The sequence below is a fragment of the Ruegeria sp. AB8 genome (genome assembly GCF_056542605.1).
In genome coordinates this window covers 152,297-178,613 of record NZ_JBQGAB010000002.1, presented here as the reverse complement: position 1 = coordinate 178,613, position 26,317 = coordinate 152,297, and the positions used below count along the sequence as shown (strand labels likewise).

General features: G+C 60.5%; 25 protein-coding genes. 8 read left to right on the top strand and 17 right to left on the bottom strand.

Features of this window, described 5'->3' with window-relative positions:
• Positions 1-47 precede the first annotated feature (47 nt).
• From ACR0CG_RS02980 to ACR0CG_RS02970, 3 genes are all read left to right on the top strand, one after another.
• Complete coding sequence (locus tag ACR0CG_RS02980; protein ID WP_480522797.1) at positions 48-2,870, top strand: molybdopterin oxidoreductase family protein; 2,823 nt, start codon at positions 48-50, stop codon at positions 2,868-2,870.
• A 102-nt stretch (positions 2,871-2,972) separates the two neighbouring features.
• On the top strand, positions 2,973-3,722 hold the full coding sequence (locus tag ACR0CG_RS02975) for a 4Fe-4S dicluster domain-containing protein (RefSeq protein WP_480522796.1): 750 nt from the start codon (positions 2,973-2,975) through the stop codon (positions 3,720-3,722).
• Positions 3,722-4,594 carry a dimethyl sulfoxide reductase anchor subunit family protein gene (locus ACR0CG_RS02970; RefSeq protein WP_480522795.1) on the top strand — a complete coding sequence of 291 codons (873 nt, stop codon included), beginning with the start codon at positions 3,722-3,724 and terminating at the stop codon, positions 4,592-4,594. Before ACR0CG_RS02975 ends, ACR0CG_RS02970 begins: the two co-directional genes overlap by 1 nt.
• A 139-nt stretch (positions 4,595-4,733) precedes the next feature.
• Here ACR0CG_RS02970 and dapA read toward each other — a convergent pair whose 3' ends face one another.
• Positions 4,734-5,606, bottom strand: a complete 873-nt coding sequence (gene dapA, locus ACR0CG_RS02965; protein ID WP_480522794.1) for a 4-hydroxy-tetrahydrodipicolinate synthase — start codon at positions 5,604-5,606, stop codon at positions 4,734-4,736.
• A gap of 133 nt (positions 5,607-5,739) precedes the next feature.
• Here dapA and ACR0CG_RS02960 point away from each other — a divergent pair, with 133 nt between their 5' ends.
• A complete protein-coding gene (locus tag ACR0CG_RS02960; protein WP_480522793.1) occupies positions 5,740-7,704 on the top strand; it encodes a lytic transglycosylase domain-containing protein in 1,965 nt (654 codons plus the stop codon).
• Here ACR0CG_RS02960 and ACR0CG_RS02955 read toward each other — a convergent pair.
• Positions 7,678-8,547, bottom strand: coding sequence for a DMT family transporter (locus ACR0CG_RS02955; protein WP_170614282.1), 870 nt, complete (start codon positions 8,545-8,547; stop codon positions 7,678-7,680). The genes ACR0CG_RS02960 and ACR0CG_RS02955 overlap by 27 nt on opposite strands.
• Positions 8,544-9,209 carry a tRNA (5-methylaminomethyl-2-thiouridine)(34)-methyltransferase MnmC2 gene (mnmC2, locus tag ACR0CG_RS02950; RefSeq protein ID WP_480522792.1) on the bottom strand — a complete coding sequence of 222 codons (666 nt, stop codon included), beginning with the start codon at positions 9,207-9,209 and terminating at the stop codon, positions 8,544-8,546. Before mnmC2 ends, ACR0CG_RS02955 begins: the two co-directional genes overlap by 4 nt.
• A 55-nt stretch (positions 9,210-9,264) precedes the next feature.
• On the opposite strand from mnmC2, the gene ACR0CG_RS02945 reads away from it, so the two are divergent.
• Positions 9,265-10,299 (top strand): NAD(P)/FAD-dependent oxidoreductase, encoded by a 1,035-nt coding sequence (locus tag ACR0CG_RS02945; RefSeq protein WP_480522791.1) that lies wholly within the window; start codon positions 9,265-9,267, stop codon positions 10,297-10,299.
• Here ACR0CG_RS02945 and ACR0CG_RS02940 read toward each other — a convergent pair.
• From ACR0CG_RS02940 to ACR0CG_RS02925, 4 genes are all read right to left on the bottom strand, one after another.
• Positions 10,291-11,103 carry an HTD2 family dehydratase gene (locus tag ACR0CG_RS02940; RefSeq protein ID WP_480522790.1) on the bottom strand — a complete coding sequence of 271 codons (813 nt, stop codon included), beginning with the start codon at positions 11,101-11,103 and terminating at the stop codon, positions 10,291-10,293. The two genes, ACR0CG_RS02945 and ACR0CG_RS02940, sit on opposite strands and share 9 nt — an antisense overlap.
• A gap of 51 nt (positions 11,104-11,154) precedes the next feature.
• Positions 11,155-11,697 (bottom strand): NADPH-dependent FMN reductase, encoded by a 543-nt coding sequence (locus ACR0CG_RS02935; protein WP_480522789.1) that lies wholly within the window; start codon positions 11,695-11,697, stop codon positions 11,155-11,157.
• A 132-nt stretch (positions 11,698-11,829) separates the two neighbouring features.
• Positions 11,830-12,501 (bottom strand): YiaD family glycine zipper/OmpA-like lipoprotein, encoded by a 672-nt coding sequence (locus ACR0CG_RS02930; RefSeq protein WP_480522788.1) that lies wholly within the window; start codon positions 12,499-12,501, stop codon positions 11,830-11,832.
• Positions 12,502-12,619: 118 nt separating this feature from the next.
• A complete protein-coding gene (locus tag ACR0CG_RS02925; RefSeq protein WP_480522787.1) occupies positions 12,620-13,312 on the bottom strand; it encodes a helix-turn-helix transcriptional regulator in 693 nt (230 codons plus the stop codon).
• 106 nt (positions 13,313-13,418) lie between these two features.
• Between ACR0CG_RS02925 and ACR0CG_RS02920 the strand changes: the two genes are divergently transcribed.
• Positions 13,419-13,610 carry a hypothetical protein gene (locus ACR0CG_RS02920; protein ID WP_170679485.1) on the top strand — a complete coding sequence of 64 codons (192 nt, stop codon included), beginning with the start codon at positions 13,419-13,421 and terminating at the stop codon, positions 13,608-13,610.
• 2 nt (positions 13,611-13,612) lie between these two features.
• Here ACR0CG_RS02920 and ACR0CG_RS02915 read toward each other — a convergent pair whose 3' ends face one another.
• Positions 13,613-14,473 carry an RluA family pseudouridine synthase gene (locus tag ACR0CG_RS02915; protein ID WP_480522786.1) on the bottom strand — a complete coding sequence of 287 codons (861 nt, stop codon included), beginning with the start codon at positions 14,471-14,473 and terminating at the stop codon, positions 13,613-13,615.
• On the opposite strand from ACR0CG_RS02915, the gene ACR0CG_RS02910 reads away from it, so the two are divergent.
• Positions 14,359-14,769 (top strand): nuclear transport factor 2 family protein, encoded by a 411-nt coding sequence (locus ACR0CG_RS02910; RefSeq protein WP_480522785.1) that lies wholly within the window; start codon positions 14,359-14,361, stop codon positions 14,767-14,769. The genes ACR0CG_RS02915 and ACR0CG_RS02910 overlap by 115 nt on opposite strands.
• A 2-nt stretch (positions 14,770-14,771) precedes the next feature.
• Positions 14,772-15,482 (top strand): SGNH/GDSL hydrolase family protein, encoded by a 711-nt coding sequence (locus ACR0CG_RS02905; RefSeq protein ID WP_480522784.1) that lies wholly within the window; start codon positions 14,772-14,774, stop codon positions 15,480-15,482.
• On the opposite strand, the gene rarD is transcribed toward ACR0CG_RS02905, so the two are convergent.
• The 9 genes from rarD to ACR0CG_RS02860 form a co-directional block, all read right to left on the bottom strand.
• Entirely contained in the window at positions 15,473-16,378 is a 906-nt protein-coding gene (gene rarD / locus ACR0CG_RS02900) for an EamA family transporter RarD (protein WP_480522783.1), read from the bottom strand. The two genes, ACR0CG_RS02905 and rarD, sit on opposite strands and share 10 nt — an antisense overlap.
• 264 nt (positions 16,379-16,642) lie before the next feature.
• On the bottom strand, positions 16,643-19,096 hold the full coding sequence (locus tag ACR0CG_RS02895) for a GcvT family protein (RefSeq protein WP_480522782.1): 2,454 nt from the start codon (positions 19,094-19,096) through the stop codon (positions 16,643-16,645).
• Positions 19,097-19,185: 89 nt separating this feature from the next.
• Positions 19,186-20,166 (bottom strand): GlxA family transcriptional regulator, encoded by a 981-nt coding sequence (locus ACR0CG_RS02890; RefSeq protein WP_480522781.1) that lies wholly within the window; start codon positions 20,164-20,166, stop codon positions 19,186-19,188.
• Between the two features lie 10 nt (positions 20,167-20,176).
• Positions 20,177-21,070, bottom strand: coding sequence for a homocysteine S-methyltransferase family protein (locus ACR0CG_RS02885; RefSeq protein WP_480522780.1), 894 nt, complete (start codon positions 21,068-21,070; stop codon positions 20,177-20,179).
• A gap of 11 nt (positions 21,071-21,081) precedes the next feature.
• Positions 21,082-22,134, bottom strand: a complete 1,053-nt coding sequence (locus ACR0CG_RS02880) for an alcohol dehydrogenase catalytic domain-containing protein (RefSeq protein ID WP_480522779.1) — start codon at positions 22,132-22,134, stop codon at positions 21,082-21,084.
• A 110-nt stretch (positions 22,135-22,244) separates the two neighbouring features.
• Positions 22,245-24,695 carry a GcvT family protein gene (locus ACR0CG_RS02875; RefSeq protein ID WP_480522778.1) on the bottom strand — a complete coding sequence of 817 codons (2,451 nt, stop codon included), beginning with the start codon at positions 24,693-24,695 and terminating at the stop codon, positions 22,245-22,247.
• 15 nt (positions 24,696-24,710) lie between these two features.
• The gene (locus tag ACR0CG_RS02870; protein ID WP_170679464.1) at positions 24,711-25,091 is read right to left on the bottom strand and encodes a GFA family protein; all 381 of its coding nucleotides are present in this window, start codon (positions 25,089-25,091) and stop codon (positions 24,711-24,713) included.
• 4 nt (positions 25,092-25,095) lie between these two features.
• On the bottom strand, positions 25,096-25,719 hold the full coding sequence (locus ACR0CG_RS02865; protein WP_480522777.1) for a LysE family translocator: 624 nt from the start codon (positions 25,717-25,719) through the stop codon (positions 25,096-25,098).
• The gene (locus tag ACR0CG_RS02860) at positions 25,719-26,288 is read right to left on the bottom strand and encodes a helix-turn-helix domain-containing protein (protein WP_480522776.1); all 570 of its coding nucleotides are present in this window, start codon (positions 26,286-26,288) and stop codon (positions 25,719-25,721) included. The genes ACR0CG_RS02865 and ACR0CG_RS02860 overlap by 1 nt, the downstream gene beginning before the upstream one ends.
• Between the last annotated feature and the right edge of the window lie 29 nt (positions 26,289-26,317).

The following is a 26,317-nucleotide window of genomic DNA, read 5'->3' as shown; positions in this document are numbered from 1 at the left end:
GAATGAAAGTGACAAGTTCATCCCGACACAACCGACAGGACCCGCCAATGACGCATCAGCAGCCGATCCTAGACACTTCTCCCAAGGTCTCGGACGAGATCAGGCGGACCACCTGCTATATGTGCGCCTGCCGTTGCGGCATCAATGTGCACATGAAAGACGGCAAGGTCGCCTATATCGAAGGCAACCGCGATCACCCGGTGAACAAGGGCGTTCTGTGCGCCAAGGGCAGTGCCGGGATCATGCAAGTCAACGCGCCGTCACGGCTGCGCGCACCGTTGAAACGGGTTGGGCCACGCGGCTCGGGCGAATTCGAAGAAATCAGTTGGGACGAAGCGCTGGACATCGCCGTCGGCTGGCTGAAGCCCCTGCGCGAAGACAACCCCGAGAAGCTGGCCTTTTTCACAGGCCGCGACCAGTCTCAATCCTTCACCAGCTTCTGGGCGCAGAATTTCGGCACCTGTAACTATGCAGCCCATGGCGGGTTCTGCTCGGTCAACATGGCGGCTGGCGGCATCTACACGATGGGCGGCGCATTCTGGGAATTCGGACAGCCCGACTGGGATCACACCAAGCTGTTCATGCTGTTCGGCGTGGCCGAAGACCATGACAGCAACCCGATCAAGATGGGCATCGGCAAAATCAAGGCGCGCGGCGCGCGGGTGATCGGCGTGAACCCGATCCGGTCGGGCTATAACGCTGTTGCCGACGACTGGGTCGGGATCACGCCCGGCACCGATGGCCTGTTCATCCTGTCGATGATCCATGTGCTCATGAAGGCCGGCAAGATCGATCTGGACTATCTCAGCCGCTACACCAACGCGCCTGTGCTGGTAAACGCCTCGGACGGACCGGAACAGGGTCTGTTCCTGCGCGATACAGACGGCAAACCGCTGGTCATTGATCGTGCAACCGGCGAACTTACCGCCTTTGACAAACCCGGCGTGCGCCCAGACCTGTCGGCCACATACGAAAAAGACGGCGTCACCCACCGCCCGGTCTTCCACCTGATGGCCGAGAAATACCTCAGCGAGGAATACGCCCCCGAAGCCATCGCCGAAAAGTGCGGCATCCCCGCCAAGCGTATCCGCGCCATTGCAGCGGAACTCGCCCGCGTCGCCTTTGACGAGGCCTTCGAGATCGATCAGGAATGGACCGATTTCCGGGGCGAGAAACATGACAAGATGATTGGCCGCCCCGTCGCCATGCACTCGATGCGCGGCGTCTCGGCCCATGCCAACGGATTCCAGACCTGCCGGGCGCTGCATGTGCTGCAGATCATTCTGGGCACGGTCGAGGTGCCCGGCGGCTTCCGGTTCAAACCGCCCTACCCCAAACCGGTCGAGGCACACCCGACGCCACACTGCAAGGTCACACCGAACTCACCGCTGGACGGCCCGCATCTGGGCTTTGTACGCGGTCCGGATGATCTGGCGCTGAAGGCCGACGGCAGCGCGGCACGGATCGACAAGGCATTCACCTGGGAAAACCCGATGTCCAGCCATGGACTGATGCATATGGTGATCTCAAACGCACATGCCGGCGATCCCTACAAGATCGACACGCTGTTCATGTACATGGCCAACATGTCCTGGAACTCGACCATGAACACCAAGGGTGTTATGGACATGCTGACTGACAAGGATGAAAACGGCGACTATGTGATCCCGCATATCATCTATTCCGACGCCTATTCCTCGGAAATGGTCGCCTATGCCGACCTTATCCTGCCCGACACCACCTATCTGGAGCGGCACGATTGCATTTCGCTGCTTGACCGCCCGATCTGCGAGGCGGACGGCGCCGCAGACGCCATCCGCTGGCCGGTGATCGAGCCTGACAGGGATGTGCGCGGGTTCCAGACGGTTCTGATCCAGCTTGCCAACAAGCTGGGCCTGCCTGGTTTTACCGACGAAGACGGCGGCGCCAAGTACACCGATTACGCCGACTATATGGTCAACCATCAGCGCAAGCCGGGCATCGGCCCGCTGGCCGGCTTCCGCGGCGAGAACGGCGATCAGGCCGGGCGCGGCGAGGTGAACCCGGATCAGTTGGACCGCTACATTGAAAATGGCGGGTTCTACATCGAACATGTCCCGAATGAGGCGCTGTACTACAAACCCTGGAACAGCGCCTATCAGAACTGGGCCGTCAATCTGGGTCTCTATGACAGTCCACAACCATACCTGTTCCAGCTCTACTCCGAGCCGATGCGGAAATTCCAACTGGCAGCCGAAGGGCATGGCGAGCGCCAACCGCCCGATCATCTACGCCAGCGCATCAAGGACACGATGGATCCTTTGCCGATCTGGTACGAAACCGATCAGACCGGGAACGAGGGGTTCACCGTCAACGCCCTGACCCAGCGGCCCATGGCAATGTATCACAGCTGGGGTACCCAGAATGCGTGGCTGCGCCAGTTGCACGGACGCAACCCGCTCTATGTTCCGACCAAACTGATGCGGGAACACAACCTGTCGGACGGCGACTGGGCCAAAGTCACGTCTCCGCACGGTGAGATCACCGTGCCGGTGATGGAAATGGCGGCGCTGAACGACAATACTGTCTGGACCTGGAACGCCATTGGCAAACGCAAAGGCGCGTGGGCCCTGCAGGAGGACGCCCCCGAGGCCACCAAGGGCTTCCTGCTGAACCATCTGATCCACGAGCTTTTGCCCCCGAAAGGTGACGGGTTGCGTTGGGCAAACTCCGATCCAATCACCGGGCAGGCCGCATGGTTCGATCTGAAAGTCAAAATCGAAAAAGCAGCCGCGCCGCAGGAAATGACGGAAAGCCAGCCGGCCTTCCCACCGATCAAGTCACCTGTCGGAACCGGACCGACCGATCTGGCATGGAAGGTGGGCAAATGACCGGGATCCAAACTTCATCTGGCCAGAAATATCCCGGGGGTGAATTGAGCCGCAGGCTCAAGAGGGGGCTGGCCCCCTCCCCGGCAGCGGAGATCCAATGACATGACCCAACTCCCTCAGTCAACCGAGCGCAAGATGGGTCTGGTGATCGACCTGGACACCTGTGTCGGCTGCCACGCCTGCGTGATTTCCTGCAAAGGCTGGAACACCGAAAACTATGGCGCGCCTTTGTCGGATCAGGATGCCTATGGCGGCAACCCGTCGGGGACTTTCCTGAACCGGGTACACTCGTATGAGGTGCAGCCCGCCGAAGGTCACGCCCAACTGATCCACTTCCCCAAATCCTGCCTGCACTGCGAAGACGCGCCTTGTGTCACCGTCTGCCCGACCGGAGCCAGCTACAAACGGGTCGAGGATGGAATCGTACTGGTCAATGAAAGCGACTGCATCGGTTGCGGCCTGTGTGCATGGTCCTGCCCTTACGGCGCCCGCGAACTGGATCAGGCCGAAGGGGTGATGAAAAAATGCACCCTCTGCGTCGACCGGATTTACAACGACAACCTGCCCGAGGTGGATCGCATCCCGTCATGTGTGCGTACCTGCCCCGCCGGGGCCCGGCATTTCGGCGATCTGGGCGACCCGAACAGCGATGTATCAAAACTGGTCGCCGAACGGGATGGCATGGATCTGATGCCGGAAATGGGCACCAAGCCCGTCAACAAATACCTGCCGCCGCGCCCGAAGGACACCGTCGAAGACCAGATCGACATCCTTGCACCACTTCTGGCACCCGTCGCCGAAGAACCTAAGGGCTTTCTGGGCTGGCTCGACAAAACACTGGAGAAGCTCTGATGCATCCGGCACCTTCTGTTATCATCTTCACCACGCTGTCCGGCCTTGGTTTTGGCCTGCTGTTCTTTCTTGGCCTTGGCAGCCCGGACGTCACCGGCTGGGTGGCTTTTGTTTTCTACGCAATCGCTTACGGTCTGGCCGTTGGCGGCCTGATGGCGTCGACCTTCCATCTGGGCCACCCCGAACGCGCGCTCAAAGCCTTTTCGCAGTGGCGATCAAGCTGGCTGTCGCGTGAGGGCTGGTGCGCGGTCATCGCATTGGTTCTTATGGGCCTCTATGCCTTTGGCGCGGTCTTTCTGGGCCAGAGCTGGAGCGTTCTGGGCGCATTGGGGGCGCTGTTTTCACTGGCGACCGTGTTTACCACCTCGATGATCTATACCCAGCTGAAGACCATTCCACGCTGGAACATGAAACTGACCCCGCTCATGTTTCTTACCTTCAGCCTGGCCGGCGGTGCCTTGCTGGCCGGACAGACGGGATTGGCCCGTCCCCTGCTGATGATTGCCGGGTTGGTTCAGATTCTGTACTGGGTGCGGGGCGACAAAGCCCTTGCGGCTTCAGGGACCGATCTGGGCACCGCAACCGGGCTTGGGTCGAGAGGGTCTGTCCGGGCGTTTGAACCACCGCATACCGGGACCAACTACCTGTTGCGCGAATTCGTGTATGTGGTCGGACGCAAACACGCCGAGAAGCTGCGGATCATTTCGTTCACGCTGGCCTTCCTTGTCCCCGTTGTGTTGCTGGTATTGCCGTTCAGCCATTTCTTTGTGCTGTTGGCCGTGCTGTCGCACCTGGCTGGCGTTGCCGTATCACGCTGGCTGTTCTTCGCTCAGGCCGAGCATGTGGTCGGACTGTATTACGGCAAGCGTTGAAACGAGGGGGCCAGCCCCCTCCTGAACCTTAGGCTCAGTCCACCACCGGGGGATTTTCGAACAAAAGAAGTCCGGTTACCGAAAAGAAACAGGGCGGCTTCACCCGGTGAATGCCGCCCTTTTTTCGTGTCGAGCGCGTTCAGAGAAGTCCGGCGTGTGCCATTGCCGCGTCGATGGCGGATTTTGTGCTGCCGTCCAGCCCGGTCAGGGGCGAGCGCACGTCCTCACTGCAACGGTTCAGTTTGCTGAGCGCGTATTTTGCGCCGACAAGGCCGGGTTCGATGAAGATCGCTTCGTGCAGGGGCATTAGACGGTCCTGATAGGCCAGCGCCTTGGCGTAGTCACCGGCAAGGGTCGCCTGCTGGAATTCGGCGCACAGGCGCGGGGCCACGTTTGCCGTCACCGAGATGCATCCGACCCCGCCATGAGCGTTGAAGCCAAGAGCGGTCGCATCTTCCCCGGACAATTGGCAGAAATCGGTACCGCAGCTTGCCCGCTGCTGGCTGACCCGCGCCAGATCGCCGGTTGCATCCTTCACCCCGACAATGCGCGGCAGCTGTGCCAGTTGGCCCATTGTCACCGGTGTCATGTCGATCACCGAGCGGCCCGGGATGTTGTAAATGACAATCGGAATATCCGCGCAATCATGCAACGCCCTGAAATGGGCAATCAGACCCTTTTGGGTCGGCTTGTTGTAATACGGCGTGACAACCAGAGCCGCAGCCGCGCCGACCTTCTCGGCGAACTGTACGAACCGGATCGCTTCGACGGTGTTGTTGGATCCGGCACCCGCGATGACCGGTACGCGGCCGGCAGCGGCCTTGACGACCTCTTCCACCACCACTTCGTGTTCTTCATGGCTGAGCGTTGGGCTTTCGCCCGTGGTTCCCACCGGCACCAGCCCGGTCGAACCTTCCTGGATCTGCCATTCCACCAGATGTTTGAGCGTGTCCAGGTCCAACTCACCGTTTCGGAACGGGGTGACGAGTGCTGGCATCGAGCCTTTGAACATGGAACGCTCCTTAGCGTACAGTTTGCTGTGAACGCGCCACCCTTTATCACAATCTTCGGTTTGTGAGTTGATCCCGGCGGCGCAAGGTTTATCCTGAATGGCTGTATCCTTGGTTGGTTGGGAAATGCAAGGGATGACACGTTTTCTGGCGGTATTGATCACCGTGATTCTTTGTTCGACGGCTCAGGCGCGCGCGGATGCCGCCGCGGACCTGCGCGCCGCGCTGAACGAGATGCGCAAAGGCGACTGGAACGAGGCCCTGCGCGTCGCAGGAACGCGCGGGTCGGTGTCTCGTGACATCATCGTCTGGCACTGGTTGCGCAGCGGCTTTGGCAGTTCGGGCGATGTACTTGTGTTTCTCGACCGCCGGTCGGACTGGCCCGGACTGGGGTGGCTGCGCCGCAAAAGCGAACCTTCGTTCACCGGGGCCGACCCGGACCGGGTTTTGAAGTTCTACGACGGCTCACCGCCGCAAACCGCCGAGGGTGCCTTGAATTTCGCGGTTGCCCTAATGGCCAAGGGTCGCAGGGGCGATGCCGAGGCGGATATCGTGATGGCCTGGCGCACGATGCCCATGGGGTCGGGTTTGCAGAAGGACTATCTGGAAAACTTCGACAAATTGCTGAAACCGCATCACGCGGCCCGGCTGGACCGTATGCTCTGGGACGGGCATCTGGTCAGCGCTGATCAGATGTTGCCGCTGGTCAGTGCGGATGAACGGAAATTGGCCGAAGCCAGAATCGCGCTGCAAAAACGTCAGCCCGGTGTGGATGCCAAGATTTCGGCAGTGCCGGACTCGCTGGCGTCGTCAGCCGGGTTGGCCTTCGACCGATTCGTATGGCGGGACGGCAAGGAACTTGACGACAGCGCCATCGATTTGATGCTGGAACGCTCGACCAGCCCACAGGCGTTGGGCGAGCCGGACAAATGGGCCGAAGGTCGGCGCAGGCTGGCGCGGCTGGAGATGCGCAACGGAAATATCGCACGCGCTTATGACGTTGCGGCCAACCATCACATGACACCCGAAATGGGCTATGGTTACGCTGATCTGGAATGGCTCGCCGGGTTCCTCGCGCTGCGCAAACTGAACGATCCGGACACGGCCGTGCGCCATTTCCAGAATTTCTCGGCCGCAGTTCAGTCGCCAATTTCCAAAGGGCGCGGCGGCTATTGGCTGGGCCGGGCTCATGCGGCGCAGGGCGATGCGGACAAGGCCTATGACGCCTACGCAATCGGCGCGGATTACCAGACTTCCTTCTATGGCCTGCTGGCTGCCGAGCGCATCGGGCGCCCGTTTGACAGCGAGCTTGCCAACCCGCGCCGTGCACCGCATTGGAAACAGGCCGGGTTTGCGAATTCCAGTGTATTGGAAGCTGGGCTTCTGCTGCTGCGAGCCGGCGAAGACAATCTGACAGAACAGTTTCTGACCCATCTGGTGGAAGGTCTCGATCCGGTTGAGGCCGGTCAACTGGGTGATCTGGTGCTGGAACTCAAGGAGCCACATCTGGCAGTCATGATCGCCAAGCGCGCCGCCAGAACAGGATCGGTTCTGCCTGCGGCCTACTACCCTGTCCATCCGGTGGCCGATATGGGCCTGCCCATGGCGAAGGAAATGACCCTGGCCATTGCCCGCAGGGAAAGCGAGTTTGACCCGGTCGTGGTCAGCGGAGCCGGCGCACGTGGTTTGATGCAGGTCATGCCAGCCACCGCCAAGCTGGTCGCGCAGGAGATGGGTATCCTCAGCGGCCATCAGACCGGACGCCTCACATCGGACTGGCAATACAACGCCAAGTTGGGGGCGAACTACCTGTCCGGGCTGGCCGCCGAGTTCAACGGCAACGTGGTCATGATGGCGGCCGGGTACAACGCGGGACCCAAGCGTCCGATTTCGTGGATGGAACGCTTTGGCGATCCCCGCGCCGGAGAGGTCGACGTCATCGACTGGATCGAAACCATCCCGTTCAGCGAAACGCGCAACTATGTCATGCGCGTCGCGGAAAGCATGCCCGTCTATCGCGCGCGTCTGGGCAAGCCGGCCCTGCCCATTCCGTTTTCGCAGGAACTTACCGGCTCAACCCTGGCGTCTTTCGCGCCATAGGGTGAACAGACCTGCCGCCACGACAAGCGCCGCGCCCACGACAACAGCTGGGCGCAGCGTTTCGCCAAATATCGAAATGCCCAACAATGCGCTCCAGACCAGATGGAAATAGGCAAAGGGCTGAACTGCGCTGGCTTCCGCCATTTCATAGCATTTGATCAGCAACCAATGCCCTGTCACGCCGCTGACGCACAATAGTGCCATCCACAACCAGTCCGCCTGGGCCATCGGTTCCCAGAACCACATGCCAACCAGCGTCATGGCCACCGCCCCGACGACACCCGTCCAGAAAAAGCTGGTGGCCGTGCTGTCGCGACGGGCAACGTATCGGGTCAGCAATCCATAGACCGCAAACATCAGGGCCGAAATCAAAGGAATGACCGCCCAGGGGTTGAAGACGCCAACACCCGGTTCGAGAATGATCAGGACTCCGATGCATCCTACCCCGATCGCAGACCAGCGCCGCCAGCCCACCTTTTCACCCAGAACCGGCCCGCTGAGCGCGGCCACTAGCAGGGGATAACAGATGAAAACGGCCATGCTGTCGATCAGCCCCAGAACCGTGAATCCGAAAACGGCCACACAGATCTCGGCCGCCAGCAACACGCCCCGGATGACCTGAAGCCCAAGCTGGCTGGTTTGTGTTGCCGCCTTCAGCCCGCCGGGTGCACGGGCCGCGATGGTGATGACAAATGCCGCGAAGAACCAATACCGGATCATCACGACCATGTAGGTGTTGTAGGTTCCGGCCAGATGACGCGAAATCCCGTCCTGCAACGCAAAGACGATTGTGGCCGCGACCATCAGGGCGATCCCGGCCCGCACGTTGTTCTGCTGACTCATTCTTTGATCGCCCGTGTCATGTGCCGTTTGCGCCCGTATCCGGGCGAACGCGTGACTGAAAACCCGGCCTCGGTCAACGCACGCCGCACGAAACCGGCCGCAGTATATGTCGCGACTGTTCCGCCAGCCACAGTGTGACCGGCGACCTGCTTTATCAGGTCCGACTGCCACAACTCCGGGTTCTTGGCCGGGGAAAACCCGTCCAGAAACCAGGCGTCCGCAATGTCCGACCAAGCGGGCAGGGTTTCACGCGCGTCGCCTTCGATCACTTTCAGGTGCAGTGTGCCAAGATCGCATTCGCCACCTTGCCAATGCGCCAGAAACCGGCTGCTCCAGGGTTGAAGCTCCGGGAAACATGCCAGTGCGCGTGCCATGTCTGCAGGATCCATCGGAAAGGCTTCGAAACTGGTGAAGCTCAGAGGCGTCGTTTGGCCCGATGCCTCCCACGCGGACCAGACCGTCAGCATGTTCAGGCCGGTTCCGAATCCAAGCTCGGCGATTCGGAAACCCGGCGCGAAGCGACCGGGCAGATCGTTGCCCGTCAGAAACACATGCCGTGTCTCTTCCAGCCCGTTCTGGAGCGAGTAATATGGATCGTCGAAACGGTCCGAAATCGGGATCTGCTCGTCCGTCCAGGTCAGTGCGGCGCGCTGGTCTGCCATCGGGGAATCCTGTAGCTAGGCGGCGCGACACTGAACAAGGAAAAGGGGATTGGCAATGGTCGATGTGACAGTGCGTGGCGCGGGTATTTTCGGCCTGTCCATTGCCTGGACCTGCGCGCGGCGCGGCGCAAAGGTGCAGGTAGTCGATCCTTTTGGTCCCGGCTCGGGCTCCAGCGGTGGTCTGGTCGGTGCACTGGCACCTCATGTGCCGGAAAACTGGAATGCCAAAAAGGCATTTCAGTTCGACAGCCTGATCATGGCCCAAGCGTTCTGGAATCAGGTCGAGGTGACAGGTGGCGTGTCACCCGGTTATGCGTGTCTGGGTCGCTTGCAACCCATCGCTGACCAGCGCAATCTGGATCTTGCGCATCAGCGCGCTAAAACGGCCCTCGAACTGTGGCAGGGACAGGCAGAATGGCGCGTTGTTGAAACCGCCAAGGCTGGCGCCTGGTGCCCACCCAGCCCGACGGGATACGTCATCCACGACACGCTGAGTGCGCGCATGCATCCCAGACGGGCCTGTGCCGCGCTGGTTGCGGCCCTGTCCGTGATGGGGGTCGAAATTGCCACAGACTCGCCCGACCGGGGTCGGGTCGTACACGCCACCGGATTGGCGGGCCTGCAGGAACTGAACTGCCACTATGGCAAAACTGTTGGCAATGGGGTCAAGGGCCAGGCTGCCCTGCTTAGGTTCGATGCAGGGACGGTGCCTCAGCTTTTTGTTGATGCAATTCACATCGTGCCCCATGCGGACGGCACTCTGGCCATCGGATCGACATCCGAGCGGGACTATGAAGACCCTTCCAGCACCGACAGCGCCCTAGATGACGTGATCGACCGCGCCGCGCGCGCCGTTCCCGTTCTGCACGGCACCGAAGTGATTGAACGCTGGGCCGGGGTCCGCCCCCGCAGCAAAAGCCGCGCACCAATGCTGGGCGAACATCCGATGCACAGGGGTCAGTACATTGCCAATGGCGGCTTCAAGATCGGATTCGGCATGGCCCCCAAAGTGGCCGATGTCATGGCCGATCTGATACTGGAAAACCGCGATCAGATACCGGAGGGATTCAGACCCGAAGCCTCACTCTGACACCGGAGTGGCAACCGCCTGCATACATTGCCGGCCGTCCGGCCCCGCGACCCACAGCTCGCAACCGTTCCGGCACAGGGCCGCCGTTTCGAAGTGCATGAGTGGGGAGGACGCGCGGAACGAAAACTCGGACAGCGGCCCCATCAGATCGGTAGCAAACAGCATCAGATGCTGCGCCAGCAACGGTCCATGAACAACAAGCCCCTCATAGCCTTCAACGTCGCGCGCATAGTCCAGATCATAGTGGATCCGGTGGCCATTGAATGTCAGTGCCGAATACCGAAACAACAAAGTTGAGGAAAACCCAACCTCTCGGCGATCCGTTTGGTCGGTTCTGGCCACTGGCGGCTTCGGCTTGATTGCATTAGCCGAAGGGTCTTCACGGTAAACAAGATCCTGCCATTCCGTCAGACACAGATCTTCCCGCTGCCAGATCTCGTGCCGCAAGGTGACAAAACCCAGTGGCCCGGTCCGGCCAGTTTTTGACGTGGCGCTTTCCAGAAAGGACCGGCGCTGGGCTGGCTTGCCCGCGACCAGGGGCGCGCGGAACCGCAACCGGCCTCCGGCCCACATGCGGCGTGGCAGGCCCAGATCCGGGATCAGGCCGCCGCCCACCCTGGGGTGCCCATCCCGGCCAAGCTCATCGGGCGGAAGCGGTGACCAGAAATACAACTGGTGAAAAAACGGCGGAAGCGGTGCGCCCGCCGCAACGGAAACTGGTTGTCCGAGCGCCACCTGCAAGGCAGCGGCGCGCGCGGGATCCATCATGTCCTGCTGTGTTTCGGCCCGAGTTTCATCTGACATGCCCGCACGTTACGCGCCAGGGCATTGCGGAACAAGTACCGCGCCTTGACCTCAGAAACCGGCCTCGGCTTTCAGCTTCTGCATCAGCGTCCGCAGCGGGTTCTCATAGCGCTCGCTAATCAGCCGCCCCTGATCGTCAAATGCGTTCGAGCTGTCGGCAAGATGGATTTCAGGACCTTGCAGGATGCGTGTTTGAAACGGCACCATATAGGCGCGCAACATCATCTGCGCGCGTTCGCCGCCAGCCCGGCCAGCGGCGGCGGACATCACCGCAACGGGCTTGTCCGCCCATGGTTTGCCACTGGTTCGGCTGACCCAGTCCAGCGCGTTTTTCAGCACGCCGGACGGCCCCTTGTTGTATTCCGGGGTCGAAATGATCACCGCATGGGCCTGCGCAATCTGGTCAGCCAGCACCTGAACCGACGCGGGAATGCCCTCACCCGCCTCCAGATCACCGTCATACAGAGGCAGGTTGAGGTCGGCCTCGATGAAAGCGCCGGACTCGAACAACCGCGCGGCCTCGCACAGCAACTTTCGGTTTGTCGCGTTCTGGCGCAACGAACCAGACAGGCCCAGAAGGGTCGGTTCGGACATTATCGGGAACTCCGCTTTGTTGTTTTCGGGAACTTATACGGGGATGGACCGGGACCATAGCCCTGTTGACGCACAGTCAGTGCGCATGGACAGGGCAACAGCATGTGCCCTGTCCACGGTTGTTGGATCCGATCAGGCGTTGCCGCTGGGCAGGACGACAATCTCGACCCGACGGTTCTGCGCTTTGCCATCCGGCGTCAGGTTCGAAGCGACCGGATTGTTTTCACCCTGACCGATTGTAGTGATGCGCGAATAGCTAACGCCATTGGCCTGCAGGACATCGGCCACGGCATTGGCCCGCCGCTCGGACAGGCCCTGATTATAGGTGGCGTCGCCGTCGCTGTCGGTATGGCCGATAATCTGAACATTCGAATTCGGGTAGTTGACCAGATTCTGCCCCACCTTCACCAGATCGGACCGCAGCCCTGGACGCACGGTCGAGCTGTCGGTATCAAAGGTGATGTCATTGGGGACGGTGACGATCAGGCGGTCGCCTGTATTGACGATGGTGATCCCGTCATTGGCCAGTTGCTGACGCAGCTCCGCCGCCTGGCGATCAAGCTGATTGCCGATGACGCCGCCACCTGCGGCACCAATGGCACCACCGGCCAGCGCACCCAAAAGCGGATCCGAGTCATTGGCAATAGCGCCGACGCCTGCACCGATCAAACCGCCCAGTAAGGCACCCTGCTTTGCATTCTGATTGGGGTCGCTTTGCACTGAAAGCGTACCCGGGTCGGTACATGCGCCAAGAACAAGGGCCGAACACAGCCCGGCAGAAATAACAAACTTGGAAATCGTCATGGATTTACCCTCTGCTCATGAACCCGTTCATCGGGTTTGATTTGTTTGGGCCAGTATATCACGGCAGGCCGTTGAAGCCTCAAGCAACATTCCGGTGAAATCGGCAATTACCTGCCGGTCAAACAGGGGCTGATGACGCATCCCAATTGTTGTTCTCCTGCCAGATGGCGCGCAGCGGCTGGCCCTGACCGCAGAAATGCGCGTCCAGAACGTCACACGCCCAGATACGGTCCGTGCGAAAGTGTCGAAAGCCGTTTCGCAACTCGCACCATGCCGCCAGCATCGTGCATTCGATGTGATAGATCAGCGCAACCGGGCGTACGACACGTTCCGTACGCTCGTCTTCGGAATTGACGTAAACCAGCTTGAGTTTCTGTTCCGCCCGGATTGCCTCGCGGTAGCTGGCAACCGGAACACACCCTTTGTCAGGATCGTCCCGAGGCGCCCCCCACGGCGCCACCTGCAACCAGTCTGCTGGCACCTGCAGCGCTTCGATTTTCCGGCAAACGCGATCTGCGGCCTGTTGCAGCGTGCTGTCACCCGTGCGGGCCAGCATTGACAGCCCAACCCACAGCGCCTCAATCTCTTCCGCATCAAAGTTCAGCGGCGGCAGATCATACCCCCGGCGCATCACGTAGCCCACGCCCGCCTCACCTTCGATCGGCGTCCGCTGCGCCTGCAGCGCCGCGATATCGCGGTACACGGTGCGAACAGATACTTCCAGTTGCTCTGCCAGCGCATCCGCTGTCACCGGTGCATCGGACATGCGCAGGATCTGGATAATTTCAAACAGACGGGTAGATCGGCCCATCGCATCCTCCTGACGGTCTGCTGACACAGTAGCACACCCCACTGACAGGGTGGTGTCAGGAGAGGGCTGCAATGCTTGGCACATCACGAAAAAATGGAGAGCAATAATGCCAAGCCGCGACAACCACGTCATGATGACGCTGAAACTCGGAAGATGGTCTCAGGATCACACCTTGCGCGGGTTTGAGATTGAACGGCAGATCATGGCCGAACGCCACTGTCGGTCCATGCAACAGCGAAGGCGTGTCAGACGATTTTCTCTGGGCAACCTCAAGATGATATGGGGCTGGGTGCTTTAGCTTCAGAAATCGGGCTTGGCCCTGAATTTCATCGCAACTCCGCCTTCGGGGTTCTTCAGGCGAAGCTCTTCGGAATGCAGCATCAGGCGCGGGTAATCCCGCGCCGCACCCGTCGCATAGAACGGATCGCCCAGAATCGGGTGCCCCAATGCCTGCATGTGAACCCGCAGCTGATGCGACCGGCCCGTTTTGGGAAACAACCGGATGCGCGTGCTGCGGTCCTCATGTCGGACGACCCGCCAGTCCGTCACCGCAGGTTTGCCCGTCTCGTGACACACCATCTGGCGCGGCCGGTTTGGCCAGTCGACGATCAGAGGCAGATCAACCGTTCCGGATTTGGGTTCAACCTGGCCCCACACACGCGCAACATAGGTTTTGCGCGTCTGGCGCTGTTCGAACTGCTGACCCAGATGGCGTTGCGCATGCGGTGTTTGTGCAAACACCATCACACCTGACGTGTCCCGGTCCAACCGGTGAACAAGCAGGGCCTGAGGAAAAGCCGCCTGAACCCGGGTCAGAAGGCAATCCGACAGATGCTCCCCCCGGCCGGGTACCGAAAGCAGGCCCGGCGGTTTGTTCACCACGATCAGCTGCGCGTCTTCATGCAGCACATCCAGTGGCGTGTTCGGGGGGGTGTAGGTCTCGCTCATGCGGGCTTTCCTATCGCAGCGCGCGACCTCCCGCAACTTCGTCCTTGCCTGCGACCCATCGTTCGGCAACTCTCGGACCAAGTTGAGGAGGAACAGAGATGCATCCGACAATCGAGCGCATGCAGGACGCGGTTGCAAAAGGTGACGAGGCCCGGATACCGGATCTGCTGGCCGAGAATGTGCAGTTCCTGCCGCCGACTTATTACAGCACATGGACCGGGCGTGCACCGGTTGCGGTGGTGCTTGGGCATGTCAGCCAGGTGTTTTCCGAGTTTCGCTATCGCCGCGTCATGGGCGAAGGTTGCGACTGGGCTTTGGAGTTCCAATGCAAGGTCGGTGAACTGGATGCCGTGGGTGTGGATTTGATCACGCTGAATGACGATGGCCTGATCCAGAAATTCGAAGTGGTCATGCGCCCGCACAAAACCGTCGGCGCCCTGCGCGAGGCGATGATGGCGCAGGTGATGAGCGACGCCCGCTTTCTGGAATTTCGCAAGGCGCTGAGCTGACCATGCGTGCTCCTGTCGCCCCTGATCAGCTTCTGCGCCTTCCGCTGCTGCCGGTTCTGGCGATGCAGGGTCTGTCTGTCCGGCGCAATGCCCAGATGCTGCCCGAGCCATCAGGGCCGCGCGAAGGCCGCGAAGGCCGCGGGCCCCGGCTGCGGTTGCTGATCACGGGTGACAGTTCGGCTGCCGGCGTAGGCGCAGGCACGCAGAAACAGGCCTTGTCCGGGCAACTCGTCCAGCGGCTGGCGCGGCACTTTTGTGTTGAATGGCGGCTGGAGGCTACGACCGGCCATACAACGCAGGATACGATAGACCGTCTCGGCGCACTGAATACTCAGTTCGATGCCGTGGTGACGGCGCTGGGTGTGAATGACGTCACCCGCGCCGTGACGCAACGCCGGTTTGCCGAACGACAAGCCCGCCTGATGTCCCTGCTGACAGGCGCCATGGGCGCGCGGCGCGTGATTGTTACTGCAGTCCCGCAAATGGGCCGTTTTCCGGCCTTACCCCAACCTTTGGCCTGGGTTCTGGACCGGCAGGCGCGACGGCTGGATCAGGCGCTGCAGAAGGTGGTCGCAGAGCGCCCTCAGTGCCGGCACCTCGTGCTGGATTTGCCGGATGACCCGGCGCTTGCCGCGCCAGACGGGTATCACCCCAGTCCGAAAACCTACGCGATCTGGGCGGATGAAGTTGCCCGCGCGCTGCGTCAGGACTGAGCCCGAATCTGCCGGATCATCGGAACCGAATAGACAACCAAAGCCGCCCAGATCAGCGGAAAGGCGATCATGCGACCACGATCGATTTGTTCTCCGAACAGGGTAATCGCGGTGATGAAGATCATGGTTGGAGCGATGTATTGCAGAATGCCCATGGTGGACAACCGCACCAACTTGGCGCCGTTGGCGTAAACCAGCAAAGGCACCGCCGTCACCACACCGGCACCCGCCAGCAGCATCGTATCCGCCCCGGCCAACCCAAAATGTCCGCTGCCTTGCACACCCAGCCAGGTCACATAGGCCAGCGCCGGGATCAGAAGAACCAGAACCTCGAGAAGGAACCCCTGGTTTGGTCCGATAGGAAGGGAGCGTTTGAAGAACGCGTAAAAGCCCCAAGTAAACATCATGCCCAGGGCGGCCCAAGGCAGTGCTCCGGCTTCGAGCACAAGTATGATGACGCCCAACGCTGCCAGCCCAACCGCTACTATCTGCGTTCGGTTCAAAGGTTCGCGCAGCAAAACTGCGCCCAGCGCAATGCTGAACAAGGGGTTGATATAGTACCCCAAGGCCGCGTCCAGCGCCCGCCCGGTGGCAATAGCCCAGACATAGATCGCCCAGTTCACTGAAATCAAAGCGGCCGTCAGGCAGGCCATGCCCAGCATTTTTGGGTTTCGCAGGGCTGCCTTCAGATCGCCTGTACGCCCCAGCGCGATCAGCAACAGACCGGCGACCGGCACGGACCAGATCACCCGATGAGCCACAACCTCGACCGGACCGATATGCGCCATCGCCTTCATGTACAGCGGCAGAAACCCCCACAGTACATAGGCGGTTACAGCCAGCGCCAGACCGCGCGGCGTGTCGACGTTCTGAGTTGGAGCAGCGATGTCCGCCATGTCAGGTCTCCGGCTGATACCGTTCGTCTTTACGGCAGTTCAGGCCGGGTTGGGAACTGTGAATTCTGTGAAGGCTCGTATCACGAACCTTGATAGGATCGCGCCTTGGGCTTTCAGCTGGCTTTTCACTATTTGCGAGGCTCTGCATCGCGCTCCGGGATATTTTTGGCCAGATGAACAAGGGATCCTTCATTCGTCTGGCCGCAAATATCCCGGGGGAGGCGCAGCTTGCTGCGGCGGGGGCAGCGCCCCCAACGCACCGGTTCAGACTTTGACGCGCTCGGATTTAGGGTCATACATCGGCTTCAGCGATGCCTCTGCCCTAACCTTCACACCGCACACGTCGATCTCATAGCTCGATGCCAATACATCAGCCGCCTTCTCGCCCTCGCATGGCACGTATCCCATACCAACGGCACCGCCCAGCGTGTGGCCATAGTTGCCTGAGCTGAGATAGCCGACATACTCACCATCGCGAATGATCGGTTCATTGTGGAACAGCAGCGGCTCAGCTTCGGTCAGCTTGAACTGCACCAGGCGACTCTTTGGCCCGCTTTCCTTGCGCGCGATTACCGCCTCGCGGCCGATGAAATCACTGCCCTTGTCGACCTTGACAGCGAACCCGAGTCCGGCGTCGACAACATGGTCTTCGCAAGTGATATCGTGGCCGAAATGGCGGAAGCCCTTTTCGATCCGGCAGCTGTCCATCATGTGCATCCCACACAACTTCAGCCCCATGTCCTGACCAGCCTCGTGCAGTGTTTCGAACACATGACCCGCCATGTCAGACGAGACACAGATTTCCCAACCAAGTTCACCCACATAGGTCACGCGATGCGCGCGGGCGAGCCCCATGCCGATCTCGATCTGCTGTGCGGTACCAAATGGATTGGTTGCGTTGGTGAAGTCGTTGGGCGAGACCTTTTCAAGCAGCGCGCGGGCGTTCGGGCCCATCACGGCCAGCACCCCTTCGCCCGCGGTGACGTCAGTGATGACCACGTTGAAATTGCCGGCATTGCGTTGCATCCAGGTCTGATCCGCCAGACGGGTCGCCGCCGGAGTGACCACCAGATAGGACGTTTCAGTCAGGCGGGTGACCGTCACGTCCGCTTCAATGCCGCCGCTGCGGTTCAGGAACTGGGTATAGACGATTTTGCCATTGGGCACTGAGTAGTCACCGCCGCCGATATAGTTCATGAACGCCTCGGCATCCGGACCTTCCACCCGGATCTTGCCGAACGACGACATGTCGTACATGCCGACATTCTCGCGCACGGCGCGGTGCTCGGCGGCCGAATTCTCGAACCAGTTCTGGCGCTTCCAACTGTACTGATACTCACGCTCCTGCCCTTCACTGGCGTACCAGTTGGCGCGTTCCCATCCGGCCAGTTCACCAAATACCGCGCCCTGTTCCTTCAGGTGGTGGTGGAACGGCGTCCGCCGCACACCGCGCGCGGTCGCCTTTTGACGATAGGGGTAGTGATCGGCATAGAGCAGGCCCAGCGTCTCTTTCGAGCGTTCGAACAGGTACTGTTTGTTTCCCTGGAACGGCTGCATCCGGCTGATATCCACATCGCCAAGGTCAAACGGTTTCTCACCCGTATCCATCCATTCGGCCAGTGCCATCCCCGCGCCACCGGCGGACTGAATGCCGATCGAGTTGAACCCGGCTGCGACCCAGAAATTGTCCATCTCGGGCGCAAGGCCAAGGTGGTAGGCATCGTCGGGGGTAAAGCTCTCGGGGCCGTTGAAGAAGGTATGGATTCCGGCCTCGGCCAGCATGGGCATCCGGTTGCAGGCATCTTCGAGGATCGGTTCGAAATGGTCGAAATCCTCGGGCAACTGGTCGAATTCGAAGGTATCCGGGATACCGTCCATGGCCCATGGCTTGGCGTTCGGCTCGAACGCGCCCAGCAGGATTTTGCCCGCGTCTTCCTTGTAATAGGCGCATTCATCCGGCACCCGCAGCACGGGCAGCTGCGTCAGACCATCGATGTTCTCGGTAACGATGTAGAAATGCTCGCAGGCGTGCAGCGGGACGTTGACGCCCGCCATCCGGCCAACCTCGTGCCCCCACATGCCTGCACAGTTCACCACCATGTCGCATTCGATGTGGCCCGAGGCGCTGCCGTCATCGGCAACCCAGTCCACACCTGTCACCTTGCGGCCCTGTTTGACGATCTCGGTGACTTTCACGCGTTCTTTGACAATGCCGCCGCGCTGCCGTGCGCCCTTGGCAAGCGCCAGCGCGATATTGGCAGGATCGCCCTGTCCGTCCAGCGGCAGGTAAACCGCACCCTTGACGTCTTCGAGGTTCAGATGCGGATAAAGCTCCGCCACGCGCTCGTTCGTGATTTCTTCGACCTCGACCCCGAATGCCCGCGCCATGGCGGCCTGGCGATAAATTTCTTCCTTGCGCTCTTCGGTCAGGGCCACGGTGATCGATCCGCAGCGCTTGAACCCGGTCGCGACGCCGGTTTCCTCCTCAAGCGAGCCATAGAGTTCCTGACTGTACTTCGCCAGTTTGGTCATGTTGGCAGTCGCGCGCAGCTGCGCGATCAGACCCGCGGCGTGCCAGGTGGTGCCGCTGGTCAGTTGCTTGCGTTCCAGCAGCACGACATCTGTCCAACCCTTCTTGGTCAGATGATACGCGACCGAGCATCCGATAACGCCGCCGCCGATGATGACCACTCGGGCCTTGGTGGGAAGATCAACCATCCTGATGTCTCCGCTGTGTCAGGTTTGGGATAAAATGCCACGGATGTGCGACAACAAATGCATCAAAATCGTCAGGTCCTCTGCAAAAATCACCTTTGCGAAGATGCCCGCTTTTCCCGCCGCAGAACAAACGGCGTGATTCCATAAAAGCTCTTGTAAATCGACGAGAATCCGTTGGGAAATCCGCATGCCAGGCCGATCTCGCGCACGCTCATGGTGGTGTTCAGAAGCAGATTGTTCGCGCGCGCCAGCCGCATTTCGCGGTAAAATCCGTTTGGTGTGGTTCCGAAGATCGACCGGAACTTGCGTTCGAGCGACCGATTCGACAGCCCCAGCAGTTTGACGATGTTCTGGATCGGCAAAGGGTCTTCGATATTGGCCTGCATCAGCTTGATGCACTGGTCCAGTTTTGCATCCCCGGTCGCCGTGGTCCGAACCCCGGAAAACGGCTGCTGCGAGGAAAAGTCCCGGATGTTTTCGTGCAGCATGATGTCAGCAACCGTCATCCTGGCAGGGCCCGAAACATGGCGCCCGATAACGGCCAGCGCGACATCGGTGGTCGCCTCCATTCCGGCGCAGGTGACGACCGAACCCTGCTGGGTTGCGATGGACATCTTGGCTTCGAACCGGGCGCCCCTTTCGCGCAGGAAAGATGCGTTCTCCCAGTGGGTGGCCATGTCATCCGTGCCTTGCTCGTCAATATAGCGGCTGGCGGCCTCGGCCAGCAAAAACACCTGTGCGCCGCGGTAGGTATAGTCCGAAACCACCCGCCCAAGTGACAGGTCCGGCAGGTCCGGGTCGGAATTGCCGATCACGAACAGATAGTCGGCATCAGGTTGTGCAGAAACCGGTTCGGTTGAAACGGTCGCACCGCTGCTGCTTTCGACAGGGCCGCCTCTTAGCGACCGATAGGTGTACCGGAACGGAGGATTCGGGCAAACGCGGTTGGCAATCCGCAGGACATCGACCAATGACGCGAGCTCCAGCAAAACGTATCCCGGCGCAACCATGATATCGAACTGATGCTGTTTGCCGGATCCTTGCGGTTCGGGTCCTGTCCGCTTTTGCATTCTCGTGCCCTCAGACAATCCTGTGCCCGGCTGAGCGCAACTGTTCGGCCAGTGCCTCGATATGGTCCGGACCGACCTCGCAACAACCGCCTACGATGGTGGCCCCCTGTTCCACCCAGCGCATGGCGTGTTCGGCGTAGACCTGAGGCCCCAGATCGCTGCGCTGTTCAAGCGCGTCGACGGTCGGGGCGTCCTTCAGAAATCCCTCGGAAATTTCGGTGAATCCATTCGCATAGGCGCCAAACGGTCTTCCCATGTTCGCGATGATTTGCAAAGCCGCAGGCATGGCCTCGGGCGGCGAGCAATTGACGAGCACGGCCTCTGGCGCAAAGCGGTCGATCAAAGGTGTGATTTCCGACAGGTGTTCACCAGACCGCAAACGTGTGCCGTCTGTGTCATCCACGGTCAGGGCCAGCCAGACGGGACGCCCGCCATCGACTGTGCCGCGCAACGCACCTTCTGCTTCCTGTACCGACGAAACGGTTTCAATCAGGAACAGGTCGACCCTGCCTGCCATCAGTTCGACAAGTTCGGCGTATTTCGAAGCGGCGTCCTCAGGGTCGGGCCGCAGGTCGGGCCTGTAGGTGGCCAGCAGCGGACCCAGCGAGCCTGCAATGCGCCCTTTGGTTCCCGCGCGTGCGCGTTCTGCCTGAGAAAGGGCGGTGTCCGTCAGCGCTCCGATCTGGTCTTCCAATCCCACACGTTCCAGGCGCGAACGGTGAACAGCATAGGTATTGGTGGTCGCGATCGTAGCGCCGCGGCGAAAATAATCAGCGTGAACGTCGCCCACCAGTTCCGGGTGATCCATCATCACCCGCGTTGACCAAAGCGGCGTTGCCCGGTCGCCACTGCGTTTGACCAGTTCCTGCCCGATGGAGCCGTCCAGAAGGGTGATGTCTGCCATGTCTTACCTCGTTACGGAATCAGGACCAGTTTCCCCGGAAACGCTTTGGATTGGAAATCTTCCTGCGCCCGGGCAATGTCTTTCAGAGGATACGTCTTCGAGATCAGCGGCCTGATCCGCCCTGCATTGATAAGTTCGACAAGCCGTCCGAAAACGTCGAATGCCTGGTGCGTACAGCCATGAATGGTGATGTCCCTCAGGTAGATATCGCGCAGATCCGCTTGTACAATCGGGCCTGCTATGGCGCCGGAAACGGCGTATTGCCCGCCCGGCTTCAGCGCCAGAATCAACCCCAGAAATGCCGGTCCGCCGACGACGTCGACCGCCACATCGAACATGTCTGGCGGCAAGGCCGCGTCGCGATCAAAGGTATCTATCGCACCCTGTCCCTTGACCACATCTGCTTTGGCAGCGCTGGTGACACCCCAGACCGAAGCCCCCCGCAATGTTGCAAGTTGGACGGCAGCCAGCCCGACCCCACCGGATGCCCCAGTTATAAGAACCTTTTGTCCGGCCGTTACACCTGCGCGGGTCAGCAGGTTTTCTGCCGTGCCGAAAGCGCAGGGTATTGCCGCAATCTCGGTGTCCGACAGAGGTGACGCGGACACGTCGTAGAGGTCGCTTGCCTCGACCAGGCAGTATTGCGCGAAAGCGCCGTCAATCTCAGAACCCAATGCAATGAAACCGCTGGGTTGACCGGGACGTGGGCGCGGCAAGTTGATCGGACAGGTGACACGTTGACCTGGCTGGAAACCGGTGCCGGACCCTGTCCGCTCAACGATGCCGCACAAATCACCGCCCTGTATTCTGGGAAACTGCAGAGCGCCGCCCCAACCGCCGGCATCGACATCCTGATCGACCGCGTCCGTTGCATCCGTGACATCCGGTGAATACCAGCCAACACGCGTGTTGATATCGGTATTATTGACGCCTGCCGCAGCCACCCGGACCAGAACCTGCCCGGGTCCGGGGGTGGGTAGGGGAATATCCTGACGCCATTCCAGTGCCTCCGGCCCGCCATGGCGTGTCAGGTAAACACCGGACATTGTCTCCGGTTGGGTCATTGCCATCTCTCCCCGTTGCAGGTTTTGCGGATGCATTATGCCCGACAGCGGTGTTGCATCAAATTGCGGGTCCGCCTGACTTTTGGCCGACCCGCAGTTTTTCTGATGGATCAGGCGCGCAACCGTGCGTTTTCCGGATCCCAGAGCGGCTGATCCTGCTGTACGACAGCTCGGCATTTCTGACCGTAGATTTCGACCTCCAGCTCGGTGCCCGGAGCAGCCAGATCAGGACGCACCATGCCCAGTGCGACCGACGCATTGATGCGATACCCCCATGCACCGGATGTGGTTTCACCCACGATCTGGCCATCATGCCAGAGGCACGACATGTACGGTGCGTCGCAATCTCCGGCCTCGACCAGCATGGTGACGAACTGCTTTTTCACGCCCTGCTGCTTTTCATTCTGGATCGCAGCCTTGCCGGGGAAGTCCTGTGGTTTGTCCAGTTTCACGAACCGCTCCAAACCGCCTTCCAGAAGCGAGTAGTCGGTCGACAGGTCGCCTTTCCACGCACGATAACCCTTTTCGACACGCAGGGAATTGAGCGCATACATCCCGAAGGGCTTGGCACCCGCGTCAATGATGGCGCCATAGATCGCTGGCATGTGTTCGTTCAGGGCATGAACCTCCCAACCCAGCTCACCTGCGAAGGAAACACGGATGAGGTAAGCGGGTTGCCCGGCGACGGTTGCCGACTGGTGGGTCAGCCATCCGGTCGACAGGTCCGCATCGGTCATGCCCGACAGGATCTCTCGCGACTTCGGCCCCGTGACGATCAGTGTATCGCGGGTGGTGGTCACATCCTCGACCGAAACGTCTTCGGGCATAGCGTTCAGCAGAATGTCGCGGTCATGCCACTGGGCGGTTGCGGCCGTGATCATGACGAACTCGTCCTCGCCCATCCGGATACAGGACATCTCGGTCAGGATGCGACCACGATCATCAGAGATATAGACAAGGTTCATGCGACCCGTCTTGGGCAGGCCACCTGTGACCAGACCACGCAGCGCCTCGGCAGCACCTTCGCCCTTGACCATGAAGCGCGAGAATCCCGGCAGATCCAGTACACCACAATGGTCGCGCACGGCCTCGCATTCCTCCTTGACGCGCTGCTCCCACGGACCCGAGCGACCCCATGTGTGGGTGGCTTCAAGCGACGTGTCGTCGCCGGGCTGCGCGAACCAGTTGGCCCGTTCCCAGCCGTTATAGGCCCCCATGACACCGCCCAGCTCTTTCACCTTGGCATGAACCGGCGACAGTTTCTTGTCGCGCGCCGCAGGCCATTCGTGCTGGGGGAAGTGCATGGCGTATTCGTTGCCATAAACCTCCAGACCTTTCTGGTTGCAGTAGTCCTGATCGGTGTAGTCGGTGTAGCGGCGCGGATCGACAGCCCACATATCCCACTCGGTCGCGCCATCGACGATCCATTCGGCCAGCACTTTGCCTGCCCCCCCGCCCTGCGCGATACCGAAGGTAAATGTGTGCGCCTCGAACGCGTTCTTCACACCCGGCATCGGGCCGATCAGCGGCAGACCATCCGGTGCATAGGGGATCGGGCCATTGATCACGCGGCCCACGCCCGAGGTCGCCATCAGCGGCACCCGCTCCATCGCGTCGGTCACGATGTCCTCGATCCGGTCCAGATCGTCATTCCACAGCTGGAAGCTGAAGTCCTCGGGCATCGGGTCATCTTCGGTCATCCAGTGGCCCTTGCAATTGGGCTCATACGGGCCGAGGTTGAAGCCGTTCTTCTCCTGACGCAGGTAGTATGAGATATCCACGTCGCGCAGTAGCGGCAGCTTCTTGCCCCCGTTTTCCTTGGACCATGCTTGGATTTCGGGGATTTCGTCGGTCAGCAGATACTGGTGGCTCATGACCATCGCGGGAACGGTTCGGCCGCCATAAGGTTTGAACCACTCTCCCACACGCTGCGCGTAGTAACCGGCGGCGTTGACCACATAATCACAGGCGATATCGCCCTTGTCCGTGTGTACGGTCCAGGTCCCGTCGTCATGCTGGGTCACGCCGGTTGCCGGGCAGAAACGGATGATCTTCTGGCCCATGTCGCGGGCCCCCTTGGCCAGCGCTTGCGTCAGCTGCGCGGGGTCGATGTCGCCATCGGTCGGATCATACAGAACCCCCTCAAGATCATGCGTTTCAAGGAAGGGATAGCGTTCCTTGGCCTCTTCCGGGGTCCACATCTCCATCGGGATGCCCTGGTAACGACCCATCGACATCGCCCGCTCAAATTCCTGCATCCGCTCCTTGCTGTGCGCCAGACGGATCGAGCCGGACTGGTGGTAGTTCATCGGATAGGCGACTTCTTCGCCCAGCCGTGCATACAGCTCGGTCGAATAGCGCTGCATGTTCATGATCGCCCACGAGGTCGAAAACGTCGGCACGTTACCCGCCGCGTGCCAGGTCGAACCTGCGGTCAGCTCGTTCTTTTCCAGAAGAACGCAGTCGGTCCAGCCCTTCTTGGCCAGATGGTACAGCGAGGAAGCCCCCACCACACCGCCACCGATAACAACCACTCGGGCTTTTGTCGGAAAATCATTCATGTTGTTTGATCCCTGTTACTGTGCCTCTTGAGGCAGATCGTCCGTGATGTCGTAGTAATCGCCCTTGTCGGCCACGAAGATGTGGCGGGCGAGCGTGAGGCCCGTGGGTTCGTCAAGCGCCCCCATGGAAATCGAAATCGTGTCCTCGTCATTGTGTTGCCAGAAAAGGAACGAACCGCAGGCGCTGCAGAAGCCGCGTCGGGCGATATCCGAGGCACGAAACCAGCTGAGCGTGTCACTGGCGGAAAAACTGAGATTGTCCTGATGCGTCGAGGCGGACGCCCAGATATGACCCGACTGCCTGCGGCATTGACCGCAATGGCAGGCCGATGGCGGTGAAAGCTCACCGTCGACCGCGAAGGCAACCGAGCCGCACAAACAAGAACCTGTCTGCATTCTATTACCCCCTTGCTGTCGGCGTGGTGCTGGTTCCCAGCAGCACACCGTAAATGATGAAACATGCAGCCATCATCCGGCGCACCCAGATGTTGAACACCGCGCCCAGTGCCGCCTTGCCCATGAGCGCGCCCAGAAGTGTGAAGCCGGTATAGCTGAGTGTCGTAATGACCAGCGCTGTTGGCATGATGACCGACATTTGCTGCCAGATCGGCACATCGGGCTGCACGAATTGCGAAAACGCGGCCAGGTATCCTGCGACGCTTTTGGGATTGATCGTGGCGATGGCCAGTGCATGTAGATAGACATGCCGCGCTGGACGTTCCGTGGCAGGTGCCGGCTTTGCCGCGTTCATCCAGCCGCGCACGCCCATCCAGATCAGGAACCCTGCCCCGATCAGTTTGGCGATGAAAAACCCGGTTGGGGACGCCGCGATCAATGCGGTCACGCCCAGTGCCGACAGGATCAGAAACGCGCTGGCCTGAGTCACAATGGCCAGAACACCCAGCATCGCCTTGGCAAATGGCAGGTTCATCCCGTTCGAGATACAATTGACCGCGTTCGGCCCCGGTGTGGTAACGAATACCACCCAGAAAAGTGCGAATATGGTCCAGGCCTCAAAGCTCATCAGTATACCGGCGGGGCGATGACCCAGACCGCAACTGCGGGCTCGTCATAGGGGTTGGACCATTGATAGGGCTCGTGCTTGATCCGAAAACTGTCGCCCGGACCCACCGTGTATTCACGATCGCCAATTTTGAGATCAAGCCGCCCGGAAACCATGTAACCGACCTCTTGCGTCGGGCGATTTGCAGGGGTTTGCATGCGGGACTGGGGTTGAAAGGTAGAATGCACCATCTCGAAATCGTCGGTCAGATCAGGAGACAGCAGTTCTTCGATCAGCCCTTCTTCGCCAGACCCCATCGGTCGCCGTGATCCGGCCCGGACGACATAGCCCTGTTCGGCGGCAGGCGCCGCGGAATGCGCAAACAGCATCGACATCGGAACGCAAAGACACTCGGCAATTTGGCGCAGATCCGAGATCGATGGTTCGGATTTGTCGCGCTCAACCTGGCTGAGCCAGCCGACGGACCGGTCCAGCCGTGTCGCGATATCGGTGAGCGTCAGCCCACGCGCCTTGCGCAGGGCGCGGATGTCCGCTCCGAGTGTCGCGCTTTGCGGGGCCTGGCTGTTCACGGGGGCCACTCCGATTCTCGTGAAATTTT

Excerpts from the sequence above, each read along its gene's own strand:
- ACR0CG_RS02970 (WP_480522795.1), top strand. The coding sequence starts at position 3,722 with ATGCATCCGGCACCTTCTGTTATCATCTTCACCACGCTGTCCGGCCTT.
- ACR0CG_RS02915 (WP_480522786.1), bottom strand. The coding sequence starts at position 14,473 with ATGTGCTGTAATAAGTCGGCGGCAGGAACTGCACATTCTCGGCCAGCA.
- ACR0CG_RS02955 (WP_170614282.1), bottom strand. The coding sequence starts at position 8,547 with ATGAGTCAGCAGAACAACGTGCGGGCCGGGATCGCCCTGATGGTCGCG.
- ACR0CG_RS02975 (WP_480522796.1), top strand. The coding sequence starts at position 2,973 with ATGACCCAACTCCCTCAGTCAACCGAGCGCAAGATGGGTCTGGTGATC.
- ACR0CG_RS02865 (WP_480522777.1), bottom strand. The coding sequence starts at position 25,719 with ATGAGCTTTGAGGCCTGGACCATATTCGCACTTTTCTGGGTGGTATTC.
- ACR0CG_RS02875 (WP_480522778.1), bottom strand. The coding sequence starts at position 24,695 with ATGAATGATTTTCCGACAAAAGCCCGAGTGGTTGTTATCGGTGGCGGT.
- rarD (WP_480522783.1), bottom strand. The coding sequence starts at position 16,378 with ATGGCGGACATCGCTGCTCCAACTCAGAACGTCGACACGCCGCGCGGT.
- ACR0CG_RS02980 (WP_480522797.1), top strand. The coding sequence starts at position 48 with ATGACGCATCAGCAGCCGATCCTAGACACTTCTCCCAAGGTCTCGGAC.
- ACR0CG_RS02930 (WP_480522788.1), bottom strand. The coding sequence starts at position 12,501 with ATGACGATTTCCAAGTTTGTTATTTCTGCCGGGCTGTGTTCGGCCCTT.
- ACR0CG_RS02935 (WP_480522789.1), bottom strand. The coding sequence starts at position 11,697 with ATGTCCGAACCGACCCTTCTGGGCCTGTCTGGTTCGTTGCGCCAGAAC.
- ACR0CG_RS02870 (WP_170679464.1), bottom strand. The coding sequence starts at position 25,091 with ATGCAGACAGGTTCTTGTTTGTGCGGCTCGGTTGCCTTCGCGGTCGAC.
- ACR0CG_RS02925 (WP_480522787.1), bottom strand. The coding sequence starts at position 13,312 with ATGGGCCGATCTACCCGTCTGTTTGAAATTATCCAGATCCTGCGCATG.
- dapA (WP_480522794.1), bottom strand. The coding sequence starts at position 5,606 with ATGTTCAAAGGCTCGATGCCAGCACTCGTCACCCCGTTCCGAAACGGT.
- ACR0CG_RS02905 (WP_480522784.1), top strand. The coding sequence starts at position 14,772 with ATGCGTGCTCCTGTCGCCCCTGATCAGCTTCTGCGCCTTCCGCTGCTG.
- ACR0CG_RS02960 (WP_480522793.1), top strand. The coding sequence starts at position 5,740 with ATGACACGTTTTCTGGCGGTATTGATCACCGTGATTCTTTGTTCGACG.
- ACR0CG_RS02890 (WP_480522781.1), bottom strand. The coding sequence starts at position 20,166 with ATGCAAAAGCGGACAGGACCCGAACCGCAAGGATCCGGCAAACAGCAT.
- ACR0CG_RS02880 (WP_480522779.1), bottom strand. The coding sequence starts at position 22,134 with ATGACCCAACCGGAGACAATGTCCGGTGTTTACCTGACACGCCATGGC.
- ACR0CG_RS02920 (WP_170679485.1), top strand. The coding sequence starts at position 13,419 with ATGCCAAGCCGCGACAACCACGTCATGATGACGCTGAAACTCGGAAGA.
- ACR0CG_RS02910 (WP_480522785.1), top strand. The coding sequence starts at position 14,359 with ATGCATCCGACAATCGAGCGCATGCAGGACGCGGTTGCAAAAGGTGAC.
- ACR0CG_RS02945 (WP_480522791.1), top strand. The coding sequence starts at position 9,265 with ATGGTCGATGTGACAGTGCGTGGCGCGGGTATTTTCGGCCTGTCCATT.
- ACR0CG_RS02885 (WP_480522780.1), bottom strand. The coding sequence starts at position 21,070 with ATGGCAGACATCACCCTTCTGGACGGCTCCATCGGGCAGGAACTGGTC.
- ACR0CG_RS02940 (WP_480522790.1), bottom strand. The coding sequence starts at position 11,103 with ATGTCAGATGAAACTCGGGCCGAAACACAGCAGGACATGATGGATCCC.
- mnmC2 (WP_480522792.1), bottom strand. The coding sequence starts at position 9,209 with ATGGCAGACCAGCGCGCCGCACTGACCTGGACGGACGAGCAGATCCCG.
- ACR0CG_RS02895 (WP_480522782.1), bottom strand. The coding sequence starts at position 19,096 with ATGGTTGATCTTCCCACCAAGGCCCGAGTGGTCATCATCGGCGGCGGC.